The sequence below is a fragment of the Corynebacterium sp. HMSC076D02 genome (assembly GCF_001813815.1).
Lineage (GTDB): Bacteria > Actinomycetota > Actinomycetes > Mycobacteriales > Mycobacteriaceae > Corynebacterium > Corynebacterium simulans.
In genome coordinates this window covers 91,478-112,444 of the sequence record NZ_KV814037.1, presented here as the reverse complement: position 1 = coordinate 112,444, position 20,967 = coordinate 91,478, and the positions used below count along the sequence as shown (strand labels likewise).

At 60.5% G+C, this 20,967-nt stretch carries 16 protein-coding genes and 1 tRNA gene; 10 read left to right on the top strand and 7 right to left on the bottom strand.

The genetic code is table 11. The features are described 5' to 3' along the window. Positions 1-13: 13 nt before the first annotated feature. On the top strand, positions 14-1,447 hold the full coding sequence (locus HMPREF2935_RS01315) for an AI-2E family transporter (protein WP_235591085.1): 1,434 nt from the start codon (positions 14-16) through the stop codon (positions 1,445-1,447). A gap of 166 nt (positions 1,448-1,613) precedes the next feature. Here HMPREF2935_RS01315 and HMPREF2935_RS01310 read toward each other — a convergent pair whose 3' ends face one another. From HMPREF2935_RS01310 to HMPREF2935_RS01295, 4 genes are read right to left on the bottom strand one after another with little or no spacing between them, the layout of a single operon-like run. Continuing rightward, complete coding sequence (locus tag HMPREF2935_RS01310; RefSeq protein WP_070518579.1) at positions 1,614-2,210, bottom strand: nucleosidase; 597 nt, start codon at positions 2,208-2,210, stop codon at positions 1,614-1,616. 33 nt (positions 2,211-2,243) lie between these two features. Beyond that, the gene (locus tag HMPREF2935_RS01305; protein WP_070731676.1) at positions 2,244-3,533 is read right to left on the bottom strand and encodes a sulfate adenylyltransferase subunit 1; all 1,290 of its coding nucleotides are present in this window, start codon (positions 3,531-3,533) and stop codon (positions 2,244-2,246) included. Then, positions 3,533-4,441, bottom strand: a complete 909-nt coding sequence (gene cysD, locus HMPREF2935_RS01300; protein ID WP_061924952.1) for a sulfate adenylyltransferase subunit CysD — start codon at positions 4,439-4,441, stop codon at positions 3,533-3,535. The genes HMPREF2935_RS01305 and cysD overlap by 1 nt, the downstream gene beginning before the upstream one ends. Continuing rightward, on the bottom strand, positions 4,438-5,223 hold the full coding sequence (locus tag HMPREF2935_RS01295) for a phosphoadenylyl-sulfate reductase (protein WP_070731674.1): 786 nt from the start codon (positions 5,221-5,223) through the stop codon (positions 4,438-4,440). The genes cysD and HMPREF2935_RS01295 overlap by 4 nt, the downstream gene beginning before the upstream one ends. A 172-nt stretch (positions 5,224-5,395) precedes the next feature. Between HMPREF2935_RS01295 and HMPREF2935_RS13125 the strand changes: the two genes are divergently transcribed. From HMPREF2935_RS13125 to HMPREF2935_RS01255, 8 genes are all read left to right on the top strand, one after another. After that, a complete protein-coding gene (locus tag HMPREF2935_RS13125) occupies positions 5,396-5,575 on the top strand; it encodes a hypothetical protein (RefSeq protein ID WP_062036937.1) in 180 nt (59 codons plus the stop codon). Positions 5,576-5,671: 96 nt separating this feature from the next. Next, positions 5,672-7,414, top strand: coding sequence for an ABC transporter ATP-binding protein (locus HMPREF2935_RS01285; RefSeq protein ID WP_070731673.1), 1,743 nt, complete (start codon positions 5,672-5,674; stop codon positions 7,412-7,414). Then, on the top strand, positions 7,414-9,381 hold the full coding sequence (locus tag HMPREF2935_RS01280) for an ABC transporter ATP-binding protein (RefSeq protein ID WP_070455366.1): 1,968 nt from the start codon (positions 7,414-7,416) through the stop codon (positions 9,379-9,381). The genes HMPREF2935_RS01285 and HMPREF2935_RS01280 overlap by 1 nt, the downstream gene beginning before the upstream one ends. 146 nt (positions 9,382-9,527) lie before the next feature. After that, positions 9,528-12,173 (top strand): (Fe-S)-binding protein, encoded by a 2,646-nt coding sequence (locus HMPREF2935_RS01275; RefSeq protein ID WP_070731671.1) that lies wholly within the window; start codon positions 9,528-9,530, stop codon positions 12,171-12,173. 272 nt (positions 12,174-12,445) lie between these two features. After that, positions 12,446-13,732 (top strand): cation:proton antiporter, encoded by a 1,287-nt coding sequence (locus HMPREF2935_RS01270; protein WP_070731670.1) that lies wholly within the window; start codon positions 12,446-12,448, stop codon positions 13,730-13,732. A 42-nt stretch (positions 13,733-13,774) separates the two neighbouring features. Continuing rightward, the gene (locus HMPREF2935_RS01265; RefSeq protein WP_371326218.1) at positions 13,775-14,419 is read left to right on the top strand and encodes a DUF1707 SHOCT-like domain-containing protein; all 645 of its coding nucleotides are present in this window, start codon (positions 13,775-13,777) and stop codon (positions 14,417-14,419) included. Positions 14,420-14,467: 48 nt separating this feature from the next. Next, positions 14,468-15,697 carry a pyridoxal phosphate-dependent aminotransferase gene (locus HMPREF2935_RS01260; RefSeq protein ID WP_061924969.1) on the top strand — a complete coding sequence of 410 codons (1,230 nt, stop codon included), beginning with the start codon at positions 14,468-14,470 and terminating at the stop codon, positions 15,695-15,697. A gap of 94 nt (positions 15,698-15,791) precedes the next feature. Further along, entirely contained in the window at positions 15,792-17,090 is a 1,299-nt protein-coding gene (locus HMPREF2935_RS01255; RefSeq protein WP_082785832.1) for a YibE/F family protein, read from the top strand. Here the strand turns inward: HMPREF2935_RS01255 and HMPREF2935_RS01250 are convergent. Beyond that, positions 17,087-18,409, bottom strand: coding sequence for a UDP-glucose dehydrogenase family protein (locus tag HMPREF2935_RS01250; RefSeq protein ID WP_070518583.1), 1,323 nt, complete (start codon positions 18,407-18,409; stop codon positions 17,087-17,089). The genes HMPREF2935_RS01255 and HMPREF2935_RS01250 overlap by 4 nt on opposite strands. A gap of 42 nt (positions 18,410-18,451) precedes the next feature. Beyond that, positions 18,452-19,015, bottom strand: a complete 564-nt coding sequence (gene dcd, locus HMPREF2935_RS01245) for a dCTP deaminase (RefSeq protein WP_061924975.1) — start codon at positions 19,013-19,015, stop codon at positions 18,452-18,454. A 108-nt stretch (positions 19,016-19,123) separates the two neighbouring features. Here dcd and HMPREF2935_RS01240 point away from each other — a divergent pair. Next, a tRNA-Gly gene (locus HMPREF2935_RS01240) sits at positions 19,124-19,197 on the top strand. A gap of 45 nt (positions 19,198-19,242) precedes the next feature. Here HMPREF2935_RS01240 and HMPREF2935_RS01235 read toward each other — a convergent pair. Next, a complete protein-coding gene (locus tag HMPREF2935_RS01235) occupies positions 19,243-20,925 on the bottom strand; it encodes a VanW family protein (protein WP_210400711.1) in 1,683 nt (560 codons plus the stop codon). Between the last annotated feature and the right edge of the window lie 42 nt (positions 20,926-20,967).

Genomic DNA, 20,967 nt, shown 5'->3' with positions numbered 1-20,967 from the left:
CAAGATAGGTCAAGTGAATTCCAAAGATACATCTGCCTCATCTGCAAAAGACTCCGTGGCAGTCCCACAGGGCGCCGAGAATGCCGAGCACCGGCTACCGCAGCCACTCGTCAGCAATGACGCCGAGGGCGTGGGCTCCGATGCGCCGAAGCCGATTCGCGAGGACCTGAAGACGGAGGTCCTAGCAAAAGATTTCCGCACGCTGGCAAAAGCCTCTGGCCGCTTTATCCTCATCGTCGCAGCTGCGGCCATTGCTGGTTACCTGCTGAAATTCCTGTGGACCGGCCTCCTGCCAGTCATCCTGGCCATCTTGGTCGCCACGGTCCTCTACCCTGTGACCGCATGGATGCGCACGAAGCTGCGCTTCCCCGGCGCGCTGGCCGCAGCCACGACTCTGCTGGGCTTCTTCGCCATCGTCACCGGCATCTTCGCCGCAATGGCGCCGACCGTGAAAAACCAGAGCCAGGACTTAATCCACCAGGCCCAAGGCGGCATCGATGAGCTCATCAAGCTCGGCGAGAAGCTCCCTGTCGATATTGATGAGACCAAGGTTCAGCAACTCATCGATGATGTCACCAACGCGGTTAAGGGCCAGGCCTCCCACATCGCCACCGGCGTCATGAGCGGCTTCTCCACGGTCAGCTCCATCGTGGTGACCATCGTCATCATGCTCTTCCTGACCTTCTTCTTTATTAAGGAAGGCGAGAAGTTCCTACCGTGGATGCGCAAGTACACCGGATTCCCGGCCGGTTGGCACTTGACTGAGCTGTGCAACCGCATTTGGAAGACGCTCTCGGGCTACATCCAGGCCCAGGCCACCGTCGCGCTTGTCGATGCCGTTCTCATCGGCCTCGGCCTCATGGTCCTGCAGGTACCGCTGGCATTCGTCATCGGTGTCGTGACTTTCTTCGCGAGCTTCATTCCGCTGGTCGGTGCGATTACCGCCGGTGCCCTCGCCGTTATCGTGGCCCTGGTTTCCCACGGCCTGACAACCGCACTGCTTGCCCTGCTCGTGGTCGTTGCAGTCCAGCAGATTGAGGGCAATGTCCTACAGCCGATCCTGCAGTCCAAGGCTATGGGCCTGCACGCTGCGGTCATCCTTCTGTCTGTCACGGTGGGCTCTGCGCTGGCTGGCATTATCGGCGCATTCCTCGCGGTGCCGGTGGCGGCGACCATTGGCGTCACCTTCCGTTACCAGGCGCTGGTTACCGCCATTCGCGCTGGTGAAGTTGACCCGAACGAGGCGGAGATTGTCACCGGTGCCCCGAAGCCGAAGCGCAAGGCCCGCCTGCAGAAGCAGAAGGAAGACTCCGAAGCCCACATCGATGCTTCCGGCAGCAGCCCAGAGCTCGACGCCGCCCGCTCCGTGGAGAAACTCGACCCGGATTCCCCACGCGCCAAGGTCCGCGAGCTCTACAACATGATTGCGCCGAAGGCTTCCGCTTAGTCCTCTTCGCGGACCCGCTCTCCAAATGGTGAGGTCGCCCCACAACTCCTGCGGCTACAGTTACCTGCTGGGGCGCATGTTGCGTGACCTCACCATTTGTTCCTCACCATTTGGGGTCGGGCCATCTAAGGTCGGGCCAAATTGCACCGGCCCCAACTCCGCCGAGCTAGGAGCGCGGTAGAAAGCCCAATTCCCGCACAGCATCAGCTAGCTCATGTGCTGCTCGCGGAAGCGCATCATCCCAGGCGCCAACGGAGGACTCGTTAGCTGGGTCAGATACTTGCTTCAACAGGGTGACTGGTACGCCAAAACGCTGACACACTGCGGCGATGGCGTAGCCCTCCATGTCACAAAGTCCAGAGTCGACAGCCAAGCGGTCACGAGTAGCGGTGTCAGAAACAAACATGTCACCAGTGGCCAGGCCCTGAACCGGGAACTTGCCGCTCGTGGGAAGCTCAATAGCCGCAGGCAGCAGATAACGGGAGATATCGCTTAACACTTTGAGCTGGAAGTCGTGTTTGACCACGCGGTCAACCTCATAGACCCCATCCAGCCCATCGCGCAGCGCGCCCACCGTGCCGATGTTGACCACGCGCTCCGGCAAAGTACCCTCCTCACGCGCGACGGTGAGGTACTCAGTGAGCGAAATTGCCGCAGGCAGAGTACCAATCCCCGTAACGAGTAAAGGCGTGCCTTCCGGAAGAGCGGCTGCTTCTTTATCGACGGCAGCAACAAACAGAATGCGGGCGCTGTAATCAATCACATTAAAGAATTCTACCGTTACACCAGTGAAGCCCTAGCCGCGCAGGCGCTTGCCCACGAAGCCCGCGGCCAGAGTGTTGCCATTGGCCTGGTCGATGAGCAAGAAGTTACCCACCGCACCGCGCGCCGCGTAGTCCTCAACAGGCAGCTCAGCCTGCGTTTGCACGGTGATGTACGCGATATCGTTGAGGCTCGCCTTCTCCGGCGCCTCATCGTCAGCCACGCCATCCAAGTCCAGGATGCGGTCTACCGATGCCACGCGGGCCTTGACCAACGAGGTTCCATAGCGCAGCTTGAGCATCTGCCCCGGCGTGATGTCCTTTTCTGTGAGCACCACCGCAGTCGCAGCAAACTCACGGGCATCGGCCGGGCGGGCGCTACCCGCCAGCAGGTCGCCACGAGTTAGGTCAATTTCATCGGCCAATCGCAGCACCACCGAATCACCGGCGGTCGCGCGCTCCTCGGGGCCAAGTTCCCCGTCGGTGGTGTCGATGTGAGTGACCGTTGTCGTCCGACCATGCGGCGCGGTCACCTCGTCACCGACCGCAACCGTGCCCGCCTTGATGCGTCCCGCGTAGCCGCGGTAGTCAGAGGCATGCTCGCGAATCACGTGCTGAATGGGGAAACGGAAATCCAGCTCCTCCGCGCGGCCACCGGCCACTGGGATGGTCTCAAGGGTTTCCAGCACCGTCGGGCCGGTGTACCACTGCATCGACGCGGATTTCTCCACGACGTTATCGCCCTTCAGCGCGGAAATCGGGATGACCGTGGAATCTGTAATTCCCAGGCGACGTGCAATCTCACCGAACTCCGCCTCAATCGCGCGGAACGTCGCCTCATCATAATCCACCAGGTCAATCTTGTTGACTGCAAGAATCACGTGGCGCACGCCCAGCAGCGCAGCCACGTTCAGGTGGCGACGCGTCTGCTCGACGACGCCGTGTCGGGCGTCGATAAGCAGCACCACTGCCTGGGAGGTAGACATGCCGGTGACCGTGTTGCGCGTGTACTGCACATGGCCCGGGGTATCCGCCAAGATGAAGGTGCGCTTGTCCGTCGCAAAGTAGCGGTAGGCCACATCGATCGTGATGCCCTGCTCGCGCTCGGCACGCAGGCCGTCGACAAGCAAGCTCAAATCCATGCCGTCGAAACCGCGATCCGCCGAGGAGCGTTCCATGGATTCTACCTGGTCCGCCAGCACAGACTTGGTGTCATAAAGAAGGCGGCCAACGAAGGTGGACTTACCGTCGTCCACAGAACCTGCAGTGCACAGGCGCAGCGTCTCGCGGGTGGTGAGGCGTTCGACGAGTGAAGAATTAGTCATCAGAAGTAGCCTTCCTTCTTGCGGTCTTCCATGGCGGATTCAGAAAGTTTGTCATCCGCGCGGGTCGCGCCGCGCTCGGACAGGGTGGAAACGGAAATCTCCGCCAGGATTTCCTCCGGGGTCGAGGCCGTGGATTCAACGGCGCCAGTGCAGGACATATCGCCCACGGTGCGATAGCGCACGGTCTTCTTTTTAAGCTCCTCGCCCTCGCGCGGGCCGCCCCACTCGCCCGGGCACAGCCACATGCCATTGCGATTGAACAGCTCGCGTTCGTGGGAGTAATAGATGGAAGGAAGCTGCAGCTCGCGCGCGCCGATGTACTCCCAGATATCAGACTCGGTCCAGTTGGAGATTGGGAAAACGCGCACGTTCTCACCGGCCATCTTGCCGCCGTTGTAGAGATCCCACAGCTCTGGGCGCTGGCGGCGCGGATCCCAGCCGCCAAAGGAATCGCGGATGGAGAAGATGCGTTCCTTCGCACGCGCCCGCTCCTCGTCGCGGCGGGCGCCGCCCAGCACGGCGTCGTACTGGCGCTGCGCGATGGTTTCAACCAACGGCACCGACTGCAGCGGATTGCGTGTACCATCAGGGCGTTCCTGCAGCTCGCCGCGGTCAATCCAATCTTGCACCTTAGCCACGTGCAGGCGCGCACCGGTCTCAGCAACCAAGCGGTCACGGAATTCGATGACCTCTGGGAAGTTATGCCCGGTATCAACGTGCACAAGCTCGAAAGGCACCACCGCTGGTGCAAAGGCACGGCGCGCCAATTCGAAGACCACCACGGAATCCTTGCCGCCGGAGAAAAGCAGGCCGACCTTATCGAACTGGCCTGCTACCTCGCGCAGGATGTGGATGGACTCATTTTCCAAGTCCTTTAAGTGGGGCGAAAGTGTGTTTTTCTGTGTCATTCGTGCAACCCGCATTCTGTCTTGCCGTCTCCAAAAATCCTGCCGGAACGAGCGTCCTCGCCCTTACCCACCGGGAAGGTCAAAGGCGCACAGCCGATAGAGCGATAGCCTTTCAGCGTCAAGGGATGGATAATCAGATCATTGTCCGCGATATAACGATCCGTATCTGCCAAATCCCAGGTAACCATCGGCGAAATCTTTAACCTTCCGTGCTGGTCCAGGCTCAGCGCTGGGGCCGTGGCGCGATGTTCAGAATCCGCGCGGCGCAGACCGGTCACCCAACCAACGTATGGGTCCATCGCCATGTTCAGCGGTTCCACTTTGCGCATACGGTTATATGCGCTGGTATCACGTGCATAGAGCCGCGGACCATAGATTTCGTCCTGCTCCTCCGGGCTCAGCAGCGGCTTCACGCGGACTAGAGGAAGATCCGCATAGCGCTCCTCAACCTCGTTGGCCACAGCCAACGTCTCCGGAAAGTGCCAGCCAGTGTCGATAAAGAGCAGGTCTGCGTCCAGCTGTGCGCGGTGCGCGAGCTCCGCCAGCACCGTGTTTTCCATCGACATCGTCACTGCCAGCCGGCCCGGCGCGTGCTCTGCAGCCCACGCCATGATGTTTTCGGCGGATTCTGCATAGAGCTTGTCCGCCCATTCATCGACAAGGCGCTCGTTTTTCGCGGCAATATCTTGGTTGAGCGGCGCGGTATCGCGCGTGCCTTCCGGGCTAATGCTGGGGTCGCGGTAGGGCTTGTCGCCGTCCAGCAGGTTTAACGATTGGGTCATGCCGACTCACTTTAGGCAAGGCGGCGCATTCGTGCAGGAGACATTGCGCGCTGAACACGCGAATAGTCCGATGAGCTTGGGGCAATGCAAGAATAAAAATTGCCAGAACTGAACAGGTCGGACTAGATTATTAGACAAAACGGTCTATAAACAATAAATCAAGGAGGTTTCCATGCAGCGTGTCGCAATCGTCGGCGATGGCCCGGCGGCGCTATCCACAGCTGAAAGGCTCATCGGCGCCGGCATGTGTGTGGACCTCGTCTGCGCCAGCCCACCGAGCAACCCGAAGACTGGGCCACCGTCACCCGCCGCGCGCAACTTGCGCCAGTCTGCTTTTAGCACTCAAACGTGATTCAGCCGATACCACCTGCACGCGGCTAGTCACATTCTTCACATTCGCATTAGACTCGACCGAGTTAATTTCAATTCTTAAGTAAAGGTCGGTCTAGTGGAGCTAGTTCGCATTCTGGTCTCTCGATCAAAACCCTATGGTGGCTTCGTGCTTGCAGTCATTGTGCTCCAAGCACTATCCACCGCCGCCACCTTGTATCTGCCCTCGCTCAACGCTGACATCATCGACAACGGCGTGGCCAAGGTGGACATCGACTACATCTGGCACACCGGCGGCATCATGCTCGCCGTAGCTTTCGCCCAAGTCATTACCGCCGTCGCCGCCGTGTGGTTTGGCGCCCGCACCGCCATGGGCGTCGGCCGCGACCTGCGCAGCGAGGTCTTTCGCCGCGTCGCTCGTTTCTCCGCCGAGGACATGGGCCACTACGGCACGCCCACCCTCATCACGCGCGGCACGAACGACGTCCAGCAGGTGCAGATGGTTTACCTGATGATGTTGGACTTCATGGTGGCCGCACCCATCATGTCCATCGGCGGCATCGTCATGGCGGTGCGCGAGGATGCCGGATTGTCCTGGTTGGTCTGGGTCGCCGTGGCGGTTCTCCTCGGCGTGATTTCCGCGCTCATCGCCAAGCTCATGCCGCTTTTCCGCAGCATGCAGGACAAACTCGATTCCCTAAACGGCACCCTCCGCGAACAAATCGTGGGCATTCGTGTCGTGCGCGCCTTCGTCCGCGAGGCCCACGAGACCGAGCGCTTCACCAAGGCCAACCACGATCTCACGCAGCTTTCCTTGAAGATCGGCCAGATTTTCGTCCTGATGTTCCCCATCATCACTGTCATCCTCAACGTCGCTACCGGCGCCGTGCTGTGGTTCGGCGGCCACCGCGTGGATGAGGGCCTTGTGGAAATCGGCGCGCTGACCGCGTTCTTGCAATACCTGCTGCAAATCCTCGCCGCCGTCATGATGGGCACGTTCATGGCCATGATGCTGCCCCGCGCCATTATCTGCGCTAAGCGCATCACCGAGGTACTGGAGCACGAGCCTTCCATCGCCGAGCCTGCGAAGAACGTGACGCCGGAGCGCAACGACGGCGTCGTCGAGTTCCGTGACGTCACATTCACCTACGCCGGCGCCGACGCCCCGGTCCTCCACGACATCTCCTTCACTGCCCGGCCCGGCCAGACCACCGCCATCATCGGCTCCACCGGCTCCGGCAAGTCGACCTTGCTGCACCTGATTCCGCGTTTGTATCTGCCCACCGAGGGCCAGGTGCTTCTCGACGGCGCGGATGTCTCCCGCATGAACCGCCAGGACATCGTCAAGCGCGTGTCCCTCGTGCCGCAAAAGCCCTACCTGTTTAGCGGAAGCGTGGCTTCTAACCTGCGCCTCGGCCGCCCTGAAGCCACCGACGAGGAGCTGTGGGAAGCGCTGCGCATCGCCCAAGCAAACTTCGTGGAAAGGGACGAAAAGGGCCTGGACATGCCCATTTCCCAAGGCGGAACGAACGTCTCCGGCGGCCAGCGCCAGCGCCTATCCATCGCGCGCATGCTCGTTGCGCGACCGAAGGTGCTGCTCTTCGACGACTCCTTCTCTGCCCTCGACGTGGTCACCGACGCGAACGTACGTCAGGCCCTGCACGAGAGCCCGCTGCTTGCCGACGCCACGATGGTGGTCGTCGCCCAGCGCGTGTCCTCCATCATGGACGCCGACCAAATCCTGGTCATGGAAGCCGGCCGCATCGTCGCCCGTGGCACCCACGCCGAGCTGGTCGAAGGCTCTGAAACTTATAAGGAAATCGTCGATTCTCAAGCCACACCAGTAGAAGGTGAGCAGTAATGGCAAGCACTGCACAAGATGCGCACGGCATGACCGAAGAAGAGCTCCACGAACTCGAAGCCAAGACCGCCGGGGACGATTGGTCCGGCAACGCGCCACGCAAGGCTAAGGCATTCTGGCCTTCCGCGAAGCGCTTGTTCGGGCTGCTCATGCCCTTCAAATCGCGGCTTATCATCATCGCATTGATGAACATCGTCTGCGTATTCCTCGCGGTCTACGCACCGAAGGTGATGGGCAAGGCAACCGACGTCATCTTCGCCGGCGTGCTTTCCAAGCAGCTGCCGGCGGGCACCAGCGAGGAGCAGGTCATCGAGGGCCTGCGGGCGGAAGGCAAGGACACCTTCGCGGACATGGCTTCCGCCATGGACCTGCGCCCAGGCCTGGGCATCGACTTCACGCAATTGGGCCGCATCATCACCATCGTCATCGCGATGTACTTGGTCTCCGCGCTCTTCCAGTGGTGGCAGGGTCATATTCTCAACTCATTGGTGATGCGCGCGGTCTATGACCTGCGCCAACGCATCCAGGCCAAGGTCAACGCGCTGCCGCTGAACTACTTCGACACCAACTCCCGCGGCGACCTGCTCTCGCGCACGACAAACGACGCCGACAATATCCAGACCGCGCTCCAGCAAGCGGTCTCGCAGGTCTTCTACGACCTGCTCATGGTGGTGGGCATTACCGTCATGATGTTCTCCGTGTCTTGGCAGCTCGCACTGGTGGCCCTGCTTTCGCTGCCGCTGACCGGCATCGTCATTGGTGTCATCGGCGCGCGCTCGCAGAAGCAATTCGCCACCCAGTGGCGTGCCACCGGCCAACTCAACGGCCAGGTGGAAGAGGCCTTCTCCGGGCACGACCTCGCCTTGGTCTATGGCCGCATGGACGCCATGACCGAAGAATTCGATGAACGCAATGAGGAACTTTATAAATCTGCATCGCAAGCGCAGTTCCTCTCCGGCATGATGATGCCGGTCATGCAGTTCATCTCTTATCTGTCCTACGTGGTCATCGCCGTGATGGGCGCGCTGCGCGTGGCCCACGGCCAGCTCACCTTGGGTGGCGCACAAGCCTTCATTCAGTACTCCCGCGAGTTCAACCAGCCGCTGGGCCAGCTGGGCGGCATGATGCAGCAAATCCAATCCGGTGTTGCTTCCGCCGAGCGCGTCTTCGAATTCCTCGACGCTGAGGAACAGCGCCCGGACACCGCGACCTCGCACTTCGAAGGCCGCGCGCGGGGCTTGGTGGAGTTCCGCGGCGTGGACTTCTCCTACTCGGAAGACAAGCCGCTCATCGAGGATCTCAACCTGCGCGTTGAGCCGGGCCAGACCGCCGCCATCGTCGGGCCTACCGGCGCGGGCAAGACCACGCTGGTCAACCTCATCATGCGCTTCTACGAGCTGAATTCCGGCACCATCACTATCGATGGCAATGACACCGCCGAAATGTCGCGCACCGAACTGCGCTCGCAGGTGGGCATGGTGCTCCAGGACGCTGTGCTCTTTGAGGGCACCATCATGGAAAACATCCGCTACGGCCGCCTAGATGCCACCGACGAGGAGGTCATCGAAGCAGCAAAGGCCACCTACGTGGACCGCTTCGTGCGCGCTTTGCCCGATGGCTACGACACACTCATCGACCAAGACGCCGGCGCTATCTCTGCTGGCGAGCGCCAACTTATCACCATCGCACGCGCCTTCCTGGCCCAGCCGGCGTTGCTCATCCTCGACGAGGCCACCTCCTCTGTGGATACCCGCACCGAGATGCTCGTCCAGCACGCGATGAATGCGCTGCGCGCCGACCGCACCTCCTTCGTCATCGCCCACCGTCTTTCCACCATCCGGGATGCGGACCTCATCCTCGTCATGGAGGAAGGCCGCATCGTCGAGCAAGGCACCCACGCCGAGCTGCTTGCCCGCGAAGGCGCCTACTGGCGGCTTAATCAGGCGCAGTTCGCCGAAGAGGACTAGCCTTTCGGCGAGTGCGTCGAAAAGCTGTGCCTCGCGTTTGCCGGCTGGGCTCGGTTCGAAACCGCGATGAATACCGACTCCCATCTTTGCGCGCCCACCGTTTAGGCTGTTTATATCTGCGCGCAACTTTATAAGGAGTCCGTGAAATGACAGCCGTCTTCGGTTGGCTAGCCATCCTCGTTTCGATCCCCGTGTGGGGCTACTTTGCGTACCGCGCATGGGGCATGTTCGCTTTCATTCGCTCCGGCGGGCCAACTCTGCTGCAGCGTTTCGACCACCTAGGCAAGCGCCTGTGGCGGGTCGTGGTGGAAGTATTCGGCCACACGCACTTCAAGGGCCGCCCCTTCGTCAACGCGGCGCACTGGGCAGTCATGGTGGGATTCCTCTTCGGCATCCTCGTCTGGTTTGAAGCCTATATCCAGACCTTCGCGCCGTCGCGAGGCTGGCCGCTGCTATCGCATTGGTCGGTCTATCACTTCATCGAAGAGGTCCTCGGTATCGCCACCGTTGTGGGCATTAGCTTCCTCATCGGCGTTCGCCTCAAGTATGGACACACCGAGCGCGGCTCCCGTTTCTACAACTCCCAGCCAGGCCCTGCCCGCATCGTCGAGGCCGTGGTCTTCCTGGAGGGGCTTGGAATGCTGCTGGTCAAGGCGTCGAAAATCGCGGCGTTTGGCCACGGCTCCCCGTGGGCGGATTTCCTTTCCATCCACCTGGCCAAGCTGCTTCCCGCCTCGCCAGCGCTGGTGTCCTTCTTCGCGCTGTTCAAGCTGCTTACCGGCCTGATTTTCATCTTCCTGATTTCGCGCCACTTCACCTGGGGCGTCATGTGGCACCGCTTCATGGCGTTTTTCAACATCTTCTTCCAGCGCAACGTCAGCGGCGACAAGGCACTCGGCTCCCTTCCGACCCCGGACCTCGAAGAAGACATCGCCCCCGGCAGCTGGAAGATGCTGCTCGATACCACCTCGTGCACCGAGTGCGGCCGCTGCCAGGACCTTTGCCCGGCGTGGAACACCGAGAAGCCGCTGAGTCCGAAGAAGTTCGTGATGGACATGCGCGATGCCGCCGTCGAGAACTACAACCCGCACGAGGGCGTCAACGTGTTGGCAATGGCAAACGCTATTGACGACGACGTCCTCTGGTCCTGCACCAACTGCGGCGCCTGCGTGGACCAGTGCCCGACCGACATCGAGCACATCGACCACATCGCTGACCTGCGCCGCTTCAAGGTCTTGGCGGAATCCGACTTCCCCTCTGAGCTGACCGGACTGTTCAAAAACATTGAGACCAAGGGCAACCCGTGGGGCCGCAATAACTCTGAGCGCCGCGCCTGGATCGATGAGGCACGCGCCGACGGCATCGAGGTGCCTATCATCGGCGAGGACGCCACGGACTTTGCCGACATGGAGTACCTGTTCTGGGTCGGCTGCGCCGGTGCCTACGACGAACAGGGCCGCAAGACCACCCGCGCCGTGGTGGACCTGCTGCACACGGCGGGCGTGAAGTTCGGCGTGCTTTCTACTGGTGAGACCTGCACCGGCGATCCCGCGCGCCGTGCTGGCAACGAGTTCCTGTTCCAGATGATGGCGCAGCAAAACGTTGAGACCCTAAACAACGCTTTCGAAGGCGTTCCGGAAGGCCAGCGCAAGATCATCACCACCTGCCCGCACTGCTTCAACACGCTGCGTAACGAGTACCCAGACTTCGATGGGCACTTCGACGTCTTCCACCACACCCAGCTGCTCAACCGCCTAGTGCGTGAGGGCCTGCTCAAGCCGATCCCGCGTACCCCGGAAAACCGCAAGCCAATTACCTACCACGATCCGTGCTTCTTGGGCCGCCACAACAAGGTCTTCGATCCGCCGCGTGAGCTGCTGGAAGCCACTGGCGTTTCCCTCCGTGAGATGGACCGTAACCGCGACGAGGCCTTCTGCTGTGGCGCTGGCGGCGCGCGCATGTTCATGGAGGAAAAGCTAGGCACCCGCATCAACGAGTTCCGCGCGGAGCAGGCCAGCGCCACCGGCGCGGAGGAGATTGCCACGGGTTGTCCATTCTGCAACGTCATGTTCACCGGCGGCGTTAAAGCGCTTGCCGACGCCCCCGGTTCTGCAGCAGCGTCCGCTGCACCTGCCGTCACCGACGTTGCCCTCATGCTCCGCGCTTCCGTCGCCGACGCCGACGGCGCCCTCCCCGAGCCGCGGCCGAAGGCGTTCCTCGGCACGCCAATCCGCCGCAAGGCACCTTCCCAGACGCCTGCGCCTTCCGCGGCGCGCCCAGCATCTGCCGATTCCGCCCCAGCTGCGTCTGCTTCGGCCGCTTCCGCAACCCCAGCTGCCCCCTCTACACCTTCTCCGGCCGTGCCTGCAGCGCCAGCTGCGCCCGCACCGGCTACCCCGGCTTCTCCTGCTGCACCTGCCGCTCCCTCGGCGCCCGCCGCACCAGCCGCTCCCTCGGCGCCCGCCGCACCCTCTGCTCAAACTCCGCCAGCTCCAACTCCACCGGCCGCGCCGGCTGCACCACAACCACCTGTAACTCCAGCACCGACGGCCCCGAGTGCTCCTACTCCCCCAGCGGCTGCTGCACCACAACCACCAGCTGCGCCGGCGGCACCTAGTGCCCCGGCGCCCGCTGCACCTGCAGCACCGACTGCGCCAAAGCCACCTGCGGCAGCCACGCCTGAACCACCGGCCGCGCCAAAGCCGCCAACAGCGCCGCAGCCACCCGCAGCGCCCAAGCCACCCGCAGCGCCACAGCCACCAGCTGCGCCCAAGCCGCCAGCGTCAGAGTAAAGCTGGTTGGCCATTCACGAGGACAGTCTGGGATACCCAGGCTGCCCTTTCGTCGTTTTGGCCAAATGGTCCCGGTCATCCGGTCCGTTGCAAATGGTTGTTTATCGAGTAACTAAAAGCCGAATCAACCGAAAATCAAGGCATTTGGCAGCAAGGGGAGCTTGATAAAGGAGCCAAGTAAAGGGGCTATCAGCAGATAGACAGGACTAGGTGGAAAAGGCGCATGCTTCGCCGAATAGGCACATGGAAGATTCGACGCGTACGCTGTTGACATGCTTAATGTCGCGACTAGCGCCGCCGACACATTGGTGCTCGCATCTGGGGAAGCTGACTACACCCCGTCCCTCGTCTCCTTCGCTTGGATCATGGCCGCCGCCCTCCTAGCGCCACTGGTTTCTTTCATGCTGAAAAACAAGATGCCCGCCGTGGCACTGCTTATCTTGTTCGGCATGATCCTGGGCCCGTCTGTATTAGACCTCGCACACGAGGACCCTGGTATCGGCATGCTCAAAGAGCTGGGCGTCGGCGCTTTGTTCCTCCTCGCGGGATTCGAAATCGATCTTGCGACGCTGAAATCTAAACAAGCCGTCACCGGCTTTTCCACCTGGTTTATCTGCATGGTGGCATGTCTCGTGGGTGCTTATTTCCTGCTCGATGACATTCCAAGTGCCATCGTCATGGCCATCGCGCTTACCTCCACGGCCTTGGGCACCATCACCCCAATGCTCAAGCAGGACAAGCTCCTCGGCACCAAGGTGGGCAATTCCGTCGTCATCCACGGCGCCATCGGCGAGGTCGCACCGATTACCGCCATGGCTCTGCTGCTCGGTACCCGCTCCACCTTGACCACGATGCTAATTCTGCTGGCCTTCATCATCATCGCGGTCGTCGTTGCGGTCATGCCGCGCGCGCTCATCGTCGCAGTGCCGTGGCTCAAGACGGCGTTCCTTTCCGGCGCAGGTTCCACAAACCAAACCATCCTCCGCCTCATCATCCTGATCCTGGCCATCCTCATGGCCGTGACCTCGGTCTTCGAGCTCGACATCGTCCTCGGTGCCTTCGCCGCAGGCATCATCCTCAACCGGATCATTCCGGACGAGTTCCACAAGCGCCTCGAAACCCGCCTCGATGTGGTCTGCTATTCCATGCTGATCCCCGTCTTCTTTGTGGTCTCCGGCATGGCCATCGATTGGCACGTCATCGCCAATAGCCCTCTCAAGGTCATCGGCATCCCCGCGCTGATTCTGGTCACCCGCGGCCTGCCGGTATTCCTGCGTGAGAACATCCACCACACCGGCTCCGATATCGAAACCACCCGCGAGCGCCTGCAGGTCGCCCTTTACGCCGCCACGGGTCTTCCGATCATCGTCGCTGTCATGACCATCGCGGTCAGCTCCAAAATCGTCGATACCGAAACCGCCTCTATCTTTGTTGCCGGTGGCGCGCTGACTGTAGTGCTCTTCCCGCTCTTATCTAGCTTGGTCAAAGGCAAGCAAGAAAACGAACCCGCAGAGCCTAAACCTCAGCCGGAATCGAAGCAGAAGAAAGCTGATCACTAACAGCTGACCACAAAGGCAAATAGTTTTCCTATAGTAGAATTTGTGACTCACAGCTACGGTTCCTCGCCCTTCGATCCTTCCTCTTCAATGCGGCTTTCCGACGCAGAGAAGACGGACGCCATCAACGATCTCGCCCGCGCCGTCGGCGAGGGCAGGCTCAGCATGGAGGAATTCGAGCAGCGCTCTGACGACGTCATGCGCGCCACCACCCGCCGCGAGTTGGTCCCCTTGTTCACAGACATCCCGGCGGTTTCTGCCACCGAAATCAAGGTCTATTCCCGCGGCGAGGTCGAGCGTGCATACAAAGCCGGCAAAAAGCCGCGCCTGGCCACCGCGCTGATTGGCTCGATGGCCTTAACCTTCGCCGCCACCACCTGCTTCGTCGTTTCCGAAACCGCCGGCACGATTGCTCTCCTCAGCGGCGTGGGCGCACTGTTCCTCATCCCAGCGCTATGGATTATGCTCTACGTCGCCAAAATCGGCCCAAAGTCCTGGCACCAGCCCTCCCCGCGCAAGATTGAGCGCCAGCACCGCCGCGAGCTTTTGCAGCTAACGGCCCAAGAGCGCGCCCAGCAGAAGGCTTTGGAGCAAGCGCAGTGGGCGGAGAGGCGCCGCCAAGCAGGTGAGCTGACCAGCGAGGCCATGAATCTGGCCAAGCGCAAGCTTGAGCAATGGAATAAAGAATAAGCCTGCCGGTTGACCCATTTATAGTCTGTAAGTGGCAGAATACTTTCCATGACTACACCGAACAACCGCATTTTTGACCAATCCACCAAGCTTCAGGGCGTCGCGTATGACATCCGTGGTGAGGTCTCTGCGGAGGCGGAGCGCATGGAGCTCGACGGCCACAGCATCCTCAAGCTGAACACCGGCAATCCTGCCGTATTCGGTTTCGATGCCCCGGACGTCATCATGCGCGACATGATCGCAGCGCTGCCGACTTCCCAGGGCTATTCCACGTCGAAGGGAATCATTCCGGCGCGCCGCGCGATTGTCACCCGCTACGAGCTGGAGGATTTCCCGCACTTCGACGTCAACGATGTCTACCTGGGCAACGGTGTTTCTGAGCTCATCACCATGACCACGCAGGCGCTGCTTAACGACGGCGACGAGGTACTCATCCCAGCCCCCGATTACCCTTTGTGGACTGCCGCCACCTCCCTAGCGGGCGGTACGCCGGTGCACTACCTGTGTGATGAGGAGGATGACTGGAATCCTTCGATCGAGGATATCCGCGCGAAGGTCACAGAAAAGACTAAGGCCATCGTGGTCATCAACCCGAATAACCCAACGGGCGCCGTCTACTCCCGCGAGGTTCTGCAGCGCATTGTAGACGTAGCGCGTGAGTACAACCTGCTAATTTTGGCGGATGAGATTTACGATCGCATTCTTTACGACGGCGCGAAGCACATCTCGATCGCGTCCCTCGCTCCGGATCTGCTGACGATTACCTTCAACGGTCTTTCCAAGGCTTATCGCGTGGCTGGTTACCGCGCTGGTTGGATGGTTCTGACCGGCCCGAAGAGCCATGCACGCGGCTTCATCGAGGGTCTCGACCTACTGGCGGGCACCCGCCTGTGCCCGAACGTTCCGGCACAGCACGCAATCCAGGTAGCTCTCGGCGGACGACAGTCCATCTACGGGCTCACGGGCGAGGGCGGTCGCCTGCTCAAGCAGCGCAACGTGGCCTACGAGAAGCTCAACGAGATCCCGGGCGTTTCCGTCACCAAGCCGATGGGTGCTTTGTACTGCTTCCCACGCTTGGATCCGAATGTCTACGAGATTCACGACGATTCCAAGCTGATGCTGGATATCCTGCGCTCGGAGAAGATCCTGATGGTCCAGGGCACTGGTTTTAACTGGCCAAACCCGGACCACTTCCGCGTGGTTACCCTGCCGTGGGCTTCCCAGCTGGAAAACGCTATCGAGCGCCTCGGCAACTTCCTGGCCAGCTACCGCCAGTAGCTCAAGCCGCCTTTCTAAGTGAAAGGCCTCGTATTTGTTTGCAATTTTTGTGCGCAGTTGCCATTTGAACTGACAATCGTTCACAATAAGCTGCATGGGCAAACACACGACGGCTTCCAAGCCGGTGGTCTCCTTTCCTAGTGGAGGCCGCCTTTATTTAGCGACGAACCAAAACCCGTGGCGTCTCGCGCTGCTTATCGGGCTTGCGCTGGCCGTCCTTGTAACCATCATCGGCGCTATTTTCCTGCGCCCTACCACTTCTCCGGTAGATCACACGAGCGCAGAGTTCTCGCAGACTTACGCTCTGAACCACCCGCAGGCCGAGGGCACGGTCAAGACTGTCGACCACGCCATCTGCCAGTCGGATCAGACCGGCAAGGCCTTCGACAAGCCACCACTCATTCCGGCGGAGCCAGGCGGCGATTGCACCCGCTCCCTCATCGATATCACCTCCGGGGACAACGCAGGCAAGATGACCCAGCTGGTGCACTTTGGCGTCGCGGGTGACCCAGACTTGCAGGAGGGTGACAAGATCCTGCTCTCCGAGGCCACCGGCCCCAACGGGGACGTAGACTATGCCTTCGCCGATTATCAACGCAGCGGCAACCTCGTCCTCTGGGCCATCATCGCCGCTATCGTCATCATTGCTTTCGCGGCATGGCACGGATTGCGCTCGCTCATTGGCCTGGCAATTTCGCTCGCAATCGTATTCTTCTACTTGCTTCCCGCTCTCGTCGAGGGCACAAACCCCTTGGGCTTGGCATTGGTAACCAGCGCCGCCATCATCTTCATCGTTGTACCACTCGTGCACGGGTTCAACTGGAAGTCCGCCTCTGCTTTGGGCGGTGCACTCATCGCCCTGCTGCTGGCGGCTTTCCTGGCCAGCTCCACTATCAACTCAACGAGCCTGCAGGGACTTAGCTCCGAAGACAACCTCAAGCTCCTGCTCTACATGCCCGGAGTTTCCATCGTGGGTGTCCTGCTCTGCGGATTCATCATCGGCGCGCTGGGCAGCCTCAACGATATCTCCATCGCGCAGGCCTCCACCGTCCGCGAGCTCAATGAGCTCAACCCCGAAGCAGGCCCTGCGGATCTGTTCAAGTCCGCCATGAAGGTCGGCCGCGACCATATCGCTTCCATGGTCTACACCATCGTCCTCACATATACCGGCGCGTCAGTGCCGCTGCTCATGCTGATTACAGCAGCTCAGCGCCCGGCGGGCCAGATTCTTTCCAGCGACCTCGTAGCCACCGAGCTCCTGCGCTCCGCCGTGGGTGCAATGGCACTGACCCTAGCAGTGCCCATCACCACTCTCATCGCAGCGCTGACCATCCCGCAGCGTGAGGCGGGTCCCGAACCTGACGCTACTAATAGCGCCCTGTCCGTTCGCTAGAGGCTGCGGCCCAGCGCCTCGATGGTCCAGCCGGCCTGCTTCCACGCCTCAACGTCGAGGACGTTGCGGCCGTCGATGATGTGTTTGTTGGTGACCAGCTCCGCCACTTCGGCGGGGTCCAGCTGGCGGAATTCTTGCCATTCGGTGGCGAGAATAACCAGCTCGCTCTCGCGCAGAGCTTCCTCACAGTCAGCGGCGTAGTTCAACGTAGGAAACACCTTGCGGGCGTTTTCCATGCCCTCTGGGTCATAGACGGTAACCGCAGCGCCAGCCAAGGACAAAGAACCCGCCACGGACAGCGCTGGCGAATCGCGAACGTCGTCAGAGTTCGGTTTGAAAGCGCATCCCAGAACTGTCACGCGGTGGCCTAACAGCGAACCCTGGAAGGCCTCTTTAGCCATGTCCACGGTGCGGTCACGGCGACGCATATTGATGGCATCGACCTCACGCAGGAAGGTCAGCGCTTGGTCCGCACCCAACTCGCCGGCACGTGCCATGAATGCACGAATATCCTTCGGCAGGCAGCCACCGCCGAAGCCCAGACCTGCGCCCAAGAACTTACGGCCGATGCGCTCGTCGTAACCGATAGCATCGGCAAGCTTTACGACGTCCGCGCCCGCAATCTCGCAGATCTCAGACACGGCGTTGATGAAGGAAATCTTGGTGGCCAGAAACGCATTCGCAGAGACCTTGACCAGCTCGGCAGTCTGCAGGTCAGTCACAATAAACGGCGTATCCTGCGCCAACGGCTTGGCATAGACTTCACGGGCTACAGCCTCGCCGCGGGACTGCCCGCCCCGCACGCCCAAAACGATGCGGTCTGGAGCGATGGTGTCCTTTACTGCATAGCCCTCGCGCAGAAACTCTGGGTTCCACGCGATTTCCACATGGCTGCCCTCCTGGGCCAACTCATTCGCCATCTCCTGCAGCTCCGCCGCAGTTCCCACGGGAACGGTGGACTTACCAAAGATGACGTGCTCGCCTTCCAGAAGCGGCACGAGGTCTCGAATGACGGCCTTTACATAAGTCATATCTGCGGCATAAGAGCCATGCCGCTGTGGCGTTCCAACGCCTAGGAAGTGGACGTTCGCAAACTGCGCCGCCTGCGCATAGTCGGTGGTGAAAGCAAGGCGGCCGGCCTCAATATTGCGTTCCAGAACCTCCGGCAAACCGGGTTCATAGAAGGGAACCTTGCCGGACTTAAGGGATTCAATCTTGGATTCATCCACATCCACGCCCATAACCTCATGGCCGAGCTCAGCCATGCAGGCGGCGTGGGTTGCACCGAGATAACCAGTGCCGATAACCGTCATACGCATAAACGCGAATGTTAGGCCGGTTATGTAAACGAAGCGTGAAGACTATCGGAAATTCAGGTAAGACTTCGACGGCGTCGGGCCACGCTGGCCCTGATACTTCGAACCCAGCACGCCCGTACCGTACGGGCTTTCCGCAGGCGAGGACATCTTGAAAATCGCCAGCTGGCCTACCTTCATGCCCGGCCACAGGGTAATCGGCAGGTTAGCGGTGTTGGAAAGCTCCAGCGTGATGTGGCCGGAAAAGCCTGGGTCAATAAAGCCCGCAGTCGAGTGTGTCAGAAGGCCCAGGCGTCCCAGGGAGGACTTGCCCTCCAGACGGCCTGCCAGGTCTGCTGGCAGGGTGAACTTCTCGAAGGTCGCGCCCAATACAAACTCGCCTGGGTGCAGCACGAAGGCATCGCCTTCTTCGACCTCTACCAGACTGGTGAGGTCCGGCATTTCTTCCTTTGGGTCGATGTGCGTGTAGCGCGAGTTGTTAAAGACGCGGAAAAACTTGTCTAGGCGCACGTCGATAGACGAGGGCTGGACCATCTCGGCGTCGTATGGCTCGATGGCTAGGTTCTCGGAGTCAATGGCTGCACGAATATCACGATCTGAAAGAAGCACGGCCTAGAGTTTACGCGTCTTGTGTTTCTGCCGATACATCTGCCAAGGCATTTGCTTTAGAAACTATGCGCGGTGCTATGCTTTTCGGCAATGCATCTATAGCATTGCGCCGACGTAGTTTAATGGTAGAACTTGAGCTTCCCAAGCTTACGGCGCGGGTTCGATTCCCGTCGTCGGCTCCAAATTTTAAGGGCGCCGCAGGCTTTTGCTTGCGGCGCCCTTCGTGATCAGCACGAGACGATCGGCTGCGGGTCGTAGACCGTGGTAGTGGTCTCGCGGGATACCTCGCGGCCGGAAAGGTCCTTGATGATGCGGGTATCAGAGGTGGTAAATCCTGGCGCGCCAGACGACGGCGAGCAATCCTTACCCACCGACATACGGGTTGGCTGGGTGGTGGCCCAACGGCCGTTGTTGACGGACTCCACGTTGTAGGTCTTCACGCCCTTGAAACGGACCGCAATCTTGCCGCCGCCAAAGTCGGTCTCGATGCGGACCGGGGTATTCGTGGTGTTCTTAAACTGCAGGTCGATAGCACCCTCGTAGACGGTTGCCTCACGGCCCGCCGGGTAGCGGGAGATGTAATAGGAGTGGGGCGTGTGCGCTACGTCTTCCATACCGGCGAAATAGGCAGCGTTGTACAACGTGGTGGCGAACTGCGAGATGCCGCCGCCCACTGCAGTGCCGGAGTGGCCGTCAATGATGATGCCGGATTCCACATAGCCCTGCGCAGTACCGCGCGGGCCAGTGTAGCCGTTCAGGGAGAAAGTCTCGCCCGGGCTGACAACAGCGCCGTTTACCTGCTCCGCCACACGGCGGATATTCTCGCCCGAAGCGCCCGAAAAGCCACCGGTAGAAAACTCAGAAACAGTGTCGTTGAAGGTTGCCTTCTCCGCCATTTCGGTGGTGTACTCCGCCGGATCCGGCTTGTAGTCCGCATCCCAGGTGCGCTCGTCGCCCTTAACACGCTTATCGAAGTCCTTCATGGTCTTCTCCCAGTCGATAATCGAGCCATCGACCGATGGAGTCACGTTCATCTTGCTGCCACTGAAGGAAATCTTTGCGTTCTGGCCTGGCACCTGCGAGCCATCCATGCGCTCTTCAAACAACTGCCGCGCCTTCGGGGCATCCACCTTCAGTTCCAGCTTGCCATCCTTTGCCTCGATGGAAACAAACTGCACGATCTCATTCTTGCGCAGCGTGCCGGAGACATTGTTCTCACCGTTCAAGGTCAGCGGGTTATCCAAAGCCTTCGCGACGTCACCGGTGCGCATTGCTTCAATCGCGTCGTCGTTAATCGCCGGCTCCACAACAACAGGCGCCACCTCAACGCCGGCTGGGTCCAGCCAGTTCTCCTTCACCGACTTTTGCAGATCCGCATCATCCACGGTCTGACCAAGGACCGGCTTGGTTACCTTCAGGCCGCCGTTGTTTAGCTCCAGCATGCCGTCCTTCGGCTCGAAGGAAAGTTCCTTCTTTACCCGCTCTAAAGTGCTGTCCAAAGCCGCGGCATCAACGTCCACGGCCACCGGGATTTCCTTGGTGGATTTCACGAAGCTATAAAGGCGGCTAAACGGATTGTAGGAAGCATCAGGGATACCATCCACGGCCTTTTGATAGTTCAAAATTAAGCCGGATTCATTCGGCACCAACTGGGATGACTTCTCTCCAGAGGTGACCGAGACAGGCTTGGTCTCGACGTCGCCAAGCTCCCGCTCCAGCTTGTCCACCGCTGCGGTGCGCTCCATGCCGGAAATGTTGACGCCGCCAACCGACGTCGCGCGCGGGACCTTGCCCTGATTCGCAATTACATCCCACCCATAGGCGATGCCTGCGATGAGGAGAAGGCCGACAATCACACCGAGTGTGATGTGCCAGCCTTTGCCAGTTTGCTTTCCTACTGCCTTTTTCACGCCTTAAAGACTATCGTTCAAGCTGAAACTTTCCTAGTAAGG